The 5,745-nt window shown below is 46.0% G+C and carries 7 protein-coding genes; 3 read left to right on the plus strand and 4 right to left on the minus strand.

The annotated features are described in order from the left end of the window. Positions 1-239 precede the first annotated feature (239 nt). The 4 genes from QUB16_RS32725 to rfaE2 all read right to left on the minus strand — a co-directional run bounded on the left by QUB16_RS32725 (position 240) and on the right by rfaE2 (position 2,805). On the minus strand, positions 240-638 hold the full coding sequence (locus QUB16_RS32725; protein WP_333322520.1) for an anti-sigma regulatory factor: 399 nt from the start codon (positions 636-638) through the stop codon (positions 240-242). 237 nt (positions 639-875) lie between these two features. Beyond that, complete coding sequence (locus tag QUB16_RS32730; protein ID WP_333322522.1) at positions 876-1,268, minus strand: STAS domain-containing protein; 393 nt, start codon at positions 1,266-1,268, stop codon at positions 876-878. 55 nt (positions 1,269-1,323) lie between these two features. Beyond that, a complete protein-coding gene (locus QUB16_RS32735) occupies positions 1,324-2,193 on the minus strand; it encodes an STAS domain-containing protein (RefSeq protein ID WP_333322523.1) in 870 nt (289 codons plus the stop codon). A gap of 117 nt (positions 2,194-2,310) precedes the next feature. Further along, the gene (rfaE2, locus tag QUB16_RS32740) at positions 2,311-2,805 is read right to left on the minus strand and encodes a D-glycero-beta-D-manno-heptose 1-phosphate adenylyltransferase (protein ID WP_333322528.1); all 495 of its coding nucleotides are present in this window, start codon (positions 2,803-2,805) and stop codon (positions 2,311-2,313) included. A gap of 341 nt (positions 2,806-3,146) precedes the next feature. Here rfaE2 and QUB16_RS32745 point away from each other — a divergent pair, with 341 nt between their 5' ends. The 3 genes from QUB16_RS32745 (at position 3,147) to QUB16_RS32755 (ending at position 5,435) form a co-directional block, all read left to right on the plus strand. After that, positions 3,147-3,428 (plus strand): hypothetical protein, encoded by a 282-nt coding sequence (locus tag QUB16_RS32745; RefSeq protein WP_333322524.1) that lies wholly within the window; start codon positions 3,147-3,149, stop codon positions 3,426-3,428. Positions 3,429-3,600: 172 nt separating this feature from the next. Beyond that, entirely contained in the window at positions 3,601-4,431 is an 831-nt protein-coding gene (gene hpsJ-B / locus QUB16_RS32750) for a hormogonium polysaccharide biosynthesis protein HpsJ (RefSeq protein ID WP_333322526.1), read from the plus strand. 86 nt (positions 4,432-4,517) lie between these two features. After that, positions 4,518-5,435 carry a glycosyltransferase family 2 protein gene (locus tag QUB16_RS32755; protein ID WP_333322527.1) on the plus strand — a complete coding sequence of 306 codons (918 nt, stop codon included), beginning with the start codon at positions 4,518-4,520 and terminating at the stop codon, positions 5,433-5,435. The last annotated feature ends 310 nt before the right edge of the window (positions 5,436-5,745 follow it).

Here is a 5,745-nt window from a genome sequence, read left to right on the forward strand (position 1 = left end):
ATTAGTCATTAGTCATTAGTCATTAGTCATTAGTCATTAGTCATTAGTCATTAGTCATTAGTCATTAGTCATTAGTTTAGTTAGCGAGGGGATGGCGATCGCGCGATCGACCTCAGAAACCGGGTTTCTACTGAGATTTCTCGTTACCCAACCCAAAACTCATAGAAACCCGGTTTCTCATTAGTCATTTGTAGCGCGCGCGACCCCACTCTCTCCCAATCTCCCACTCTCCTTACTCCTCATCGCCAGCGGACGATCGCAATTTTAGTCCCCTTACCCACTTTGGAAACAATCTCAAATTCGTGCATCAACCGCTTGGAACCACTGAGCCCCAAACCCAAACCGTGATTAGAAGTATAACCGTCAGTCATAGCCAATTCGATGTCTGGAATTCCCGGGCCCTTGTCTTCAAATATCAGCTTCAGCCCTTTGCGGGTTCCTAATTGGAGCGTTTCGAGAGTTACAGTTCCCCCTTTGCCGTACTCTACAGTATTGCGGGCGAGTTCGCTGGCTGCGGTAACGATTTTCGTTTGGTCTAATAAACCGAATCCCATTGCTACAGCCCAACTTCGCACTTGCTGTCGGACGTGGACTATATCGGATGACGATCGGATTTCTAGTGTCTCACGTTTTGACATGGCGGCTACTGTACCAAAATAGAACTTCTCCACAACATATAGGACTTACCCTCAACAACTTAGTTTCTCCTAATAGGACTTACGCACTTACTACGATTTTCTCTCAAAAGAGAACATAGTGAAGGAATCTCAAACCTTTGATTTAACCCCCTTGAGTGCGTAAGCCCTGTCCTAAGAAATCTTCGGTTTGTCAACAAGGTATCTACAAACAAACTAGGTTTCTTGACTGCCTGTGCCTCAGTCAGGGGACCATAAATCTTCCTTGTCAACAGAAAACCCCAAGGATTTTCTTAACAAAATCATGCCCTTTTCAACGCTTAAAGCTGTGCGAACTCCTGTCAGGGAAAGCCCCAACTCAACGAGCGTAATAGCAACTGCTGGCTGCATCCCGACCACAACTGTCTCCGCATCTAAAATTCGTGACATACTAGCGATATTGTTGATAATGCGACCGATAAAAGAATCAACAATTTCTAGAGAAGAAATTTCTATCAACACACCTTTGACGCCTGTTTTCACGATGCGGTTCGTTAGGTCATCTTGCAGCGTCATTGCTAAGCGATCGTGCATATCTACTTGAATTGTTACTAGCAAAAATTCTCCCATTTGAAGGATCGGTATTCGTTCCACAAATTCACCTATGTGTTAAGCTTTACTAAAATTTTCATCTCAGACTGCAATATGTTTATTTTTCCTCTTTAATATTTTTTATAGTTAAACCTTGGCGCTGCAAAGCGACTTTAAAAGCATCTGCTAAAGTAGCTTTTGTGAGAATATCCTGCAAGTCAACTCCCAAGTGAACTATGGTTTGAGCTATTTGCGGGCGAATGCCACTGATGATGCACTCAGTACCCATTAAACGGGCGGCTGCTACAGTTTTTAATAAATGTTGAGCAACTAAAGTGTCAACAGTCGGCACGCCTGTAATGTCTAAAATCGCAAATTCTGAGCCGCTTTCCATGATTTCCTGCAACAGAGTTTCCATTACTATTTGAGTGCGGGCACTGTCGAGAGTCCCGATCATGGGTAAAGCGAGAATGCCTTGCCAAAGTTTGACTACGGGTGTTGACAATTCGAGCATTTCTTGCTGCTGGCGTTCGATGACTTCTTCGCGAGCTTTGAGAAAAATTTCTGTCACCCAAAGGCCAAGCTGGTCTAATAAACTGGTGGAAAGCCAAAGTTGTTCGACAAGTGCGTCGCGGTTTTCTGTCAGTTCGTGACAAAGCCGATCGAACAATGGCTTTTTGAAGCATAAAATGAAACTCGCTATCTCTGAGGGAGTAAAGCCTCTCTGAACGCGCGATCGCGAAACTTCTGCTAGCAACAGCCGCATATTTTCCCATTCGGGTGTCTGGATGTCGCTAAAGTTACCGTGCCCGACTGCAATGTGGAGCAATTGCAGGAACTCTTGACACTCGGAGCGCAATTCTTTGGCTCTCATCAAGTCGTCCCGCCGCAGCCCGGTATTTTGCAGTTCTTTGAGCCAGTCTGCTAGTAACTCTGCTTTGTGTCTTTGTAGGATTTCCGCGATCGTGTTATTGCTTGTGAGTTCCATTAAAATTATCTCCTGCTTAGCAATTGGGATGAAGTTGTACGAGCTATCGCACCAAGCGTGTTTTTTGATGGGGCAACTTCTGAGTTTAGCTCACTGTTTGCTGTTTGCGATCGAGGGTTAAGTACCTAATTGTAAAATGCGTTTGACGATCGCACTGGTAGAACTCGGAACTTCTATTTCGATTAAGGAAATCTTGCCACCTCCGGCGATAACGGCCGGTGCTTCCGGCAGAGTTTCGAGTTGATAGTCGCCTCCTTTAACGTATATATCCGGCTTCAGGATATTTATCAGTTTAGTTGCTGTAATTTCGGAAAAAATTACTACGGCGTCTACTGGTTTGAGGGCTGCTAACACTTCGGCTCGCTGATTTTCCGGTACGATCGGGCGGGGTGGCAATCCCGGCTGCTGCGGTTTGATAGCTTGCACGCTGGCGTCGCTATTCAATCCCACCACGAGCGATCGCCCCAAATTTTTTGCCGCCTGCAAATAGCGGACGTGACCGCAGTGCAGGATATCGAAGCACCCGTTAGTAAACACGATCGGACGCCACTTGTCCGGATCGGATGCGATCGATCTTTCAAGTTCTCTCAACGTGTAAACATTAGAAATCATTGCACTCATTACCACCAAATTTGAACAGCGAGCAAAATTATCCTACCAAAAAATCTGAATGTTTGCACTTTTAATATTGAATAATAAATCCTTTAACCGGGCAATAATTAATAGTTGCAGATAACTAAATAGGCATTAGTAATCTGTGACTATTAAGCAAAAATATATAAGTAAAAGTTACCTGCGACGAAGCTGATATGGTAAACCGAATTCCCAGTAAAAAACCGCTATTCGTGTATTTGTGACTGCCGTATCCTGCTGTTGGTAATTGGATGTTAAAAAGGTTGGTAAACAATTATTTATTCCCGCCCTCTCTTATATCAATTACTATAAGACAAGGGATGAGAGTTCCACCGCATCGGGCAGGCGATCGGGTAGTGAGAGCCCTAGGGGGTGAAACCCTACGAAACGCGCTCCTCCTGTGTCTATTATTTCTGACACCGCCGCGCGAGCGAAAGCTAGTTAAAAGCACCGAACCCAAGCGTGCAGAACTCATCTTGACGCTGGATTCCTCAGACTATAGAAGAAGCCAGCAGTTGCTGCTGCAGTTTCTGGGCGCTATCTTGACCAAGCTTTACAGCTACCCCAGAAGCGTACAGCCTCCTGTGTCCAACTCTGCATAGCTGTGCAGAAACTCGACCTTTTGGGTCGCAACCGCAGCCTGTGAACACCCAGAGGAAAGTCGAGTTCGGTACCCCAAGCAGCTATTTTGGTGGAAAATAGCTTAACTCGTTCAACAAAATCCACTCAACTACCCCCTTGAATCTAACGGTGTAGAATTATCTAACACGAATTATGAAAGCAAGTAATAGCCGTCAATTTTCTTCAGTAGCTGCTCGAACTCTAAAAGTAGTCGGGATTATCTTGATTCTCTCTGCTTTGCTTCAGTGCATTGTTCTGTCGCTGCCGGGAGAAACTTCGGACTTTCTCAATCGAGGCTGGCAGCTTGCCGCAGCAATTCAGATAGTTGACAGGGGCATTATTCCTTTGATCGGAATCGCCCTGCTGATGACGGGCTTTTGGGTTGACAGCAGCAGTGGAGTCTCTATTGAGCGACGCAACGTTTGGCTGGACTTGCGATTCTGGGCGCTGTTGATTTCCAGCTTGTTAGGTCTAGTTTACCTATCTCTGGTTCCCGTTCACCTCAACAATACTCGTTTGGAACTCAAGGATGCTCTGGCTCAAGTGGATCAAGAAGCGGGACAAGCGGAAGGTCAACTTGAGGCACAACTTAAAAGCCCTCAATTTAAAGCTCAGGTAGACCAGCTCAAAAGCCAGCGTCGCAGCCAGATAGGGGCGCTGCTGGAAGACGACGGGAAGCTGCAACAAGCACTCAAGAGTCCAGAGGTTCCCAAGGAATTGAAAGCTGTGCTTGAGGAGTCGAAAAATGACCCGAAAGCCCTCGACAAGTTCCTGGAACAGCAAGCTCAATCACTTCCCACTCAAGCTCGCAACGAGATTCGCACCCGCAAGCAACAAAAAGAGAAAGAGTTAAGAACTCGATCGAGAAATTCGAGTTTGCAGACGGGAATCAACAGTTTATTGTTAGCGATAGGCTACATTACTGTTGGTTGGACGGGATTGAGAAGTATGGGAATTCTGCGGTTCGGCCGCCGCAAAAATTGACCGGCGCTGGCAGGGAACCCGCTGGTCGAGACATCCCTGAGAAATAGTTTGTTTACCCAATAGTTGGCCCTTACTCAAAGCTGGGAATGTTCTCAATTTATATTCTGACTTACAACGAAGAGATTGATATCGCCGCTTGCATTGAATCGGCACTGCTTTGTGACGATATTATTGTAGTTGATTCTTTCAGCACCGATCGCACCCTTGAGATTGTTCAGAACTATGCCGTGCAAACAGTGCAGCACCGCTTTGAAACTCACGGACGCCAGCGGACTTGGATGCTCCAAGAAGTCCCGTGCAAGTACGAATGGGTTTACATCCTCGAAGCTGACGAGCGGATGACGCCTGCACTGTTTGCTGAATGCTTAAAGGCGATCGAAACTCAAGAATATATCGGCTATTACGTAGCTGAAAAAGTAATATTTATGGAGCGCTGGATTCGCCGCAGCACTCAATATCCCCGCTATCAAATGCGTCTCTTTCGCAAAGACCGAGTGTGGTTTACTGACTACGGTCACACTGAACGGGAAGTCTGCAACGGGCCTACTCACTTTTTGAAGGAAACCTACCCTCACTATACTTGCAGCAAAGGTCTTTCCCGCTGGATTGAAAAGCACAACCGCTACTCGACTGACGAGGCTGCTGAAACTCTCCGCCAATTAGAAGCGGGTCAAGTAAATTGGTGGGGTTTATTGTTTGGCGCGTCGGAGGTGGAAAGGCGCCGCGCTTTGAAAGATTTTTCTTTGCGCTTGCCTTTGCGGCCTGTGGTGCGCTTTTTCTATATGTATATTTTACTGGGCGGATTTCTTGACGGCCAAGCGGGATTGGCTTGGTGCACGCTGCAAGCTTTTTATGAATATCTAATTTTGCTGAAAGTTTGGGAAATGAAGCATCTACCACTGCCCAAGTTAGAGGTAGTGGCCGAACAATCTCTTTCGGAAGTAGTAACAGTTGAGCCGTCAAAAGTTTCTTATAATCTTGGCGCTTCCGATACTCGAAATTAAAAATTGGTAAGAGGTACGCTCGCCTAGCGGTAGTATTTGGAACTTGTACCGTCGCAGTTCCCCGCCGATCGAACTCGATGGGTAGCCTAAGTATTTAGAAGTGGTATTATATCCTTTCGGTGTGCACCGAAATTATTCATCTCTCTCTTCTCTTCCTCTGTGAACTCTGCGTACTCTGCGGTTAAATCATTCCGGTGCAACCGGAATTAATATTAAGGAATGAGAATTAAATAACTGTCGTTTAGACTAAATAAAGATGAGAACGGTGGCAAAAGAAGAACTAGAGCCACCGCGCCGGGAGAGAATAAGG

It is taken from the genome of Microcoleus sp. D3_18a_C4, from assembly GCF_036702415.1.
In the GTDB taxonomy this organism is placed as follows: domain Bacteria; phylum Cyanobacteriota; class Cyanobacteriia; order Cyanobacteriales; family Microcoleaceae; genus Microcoleus.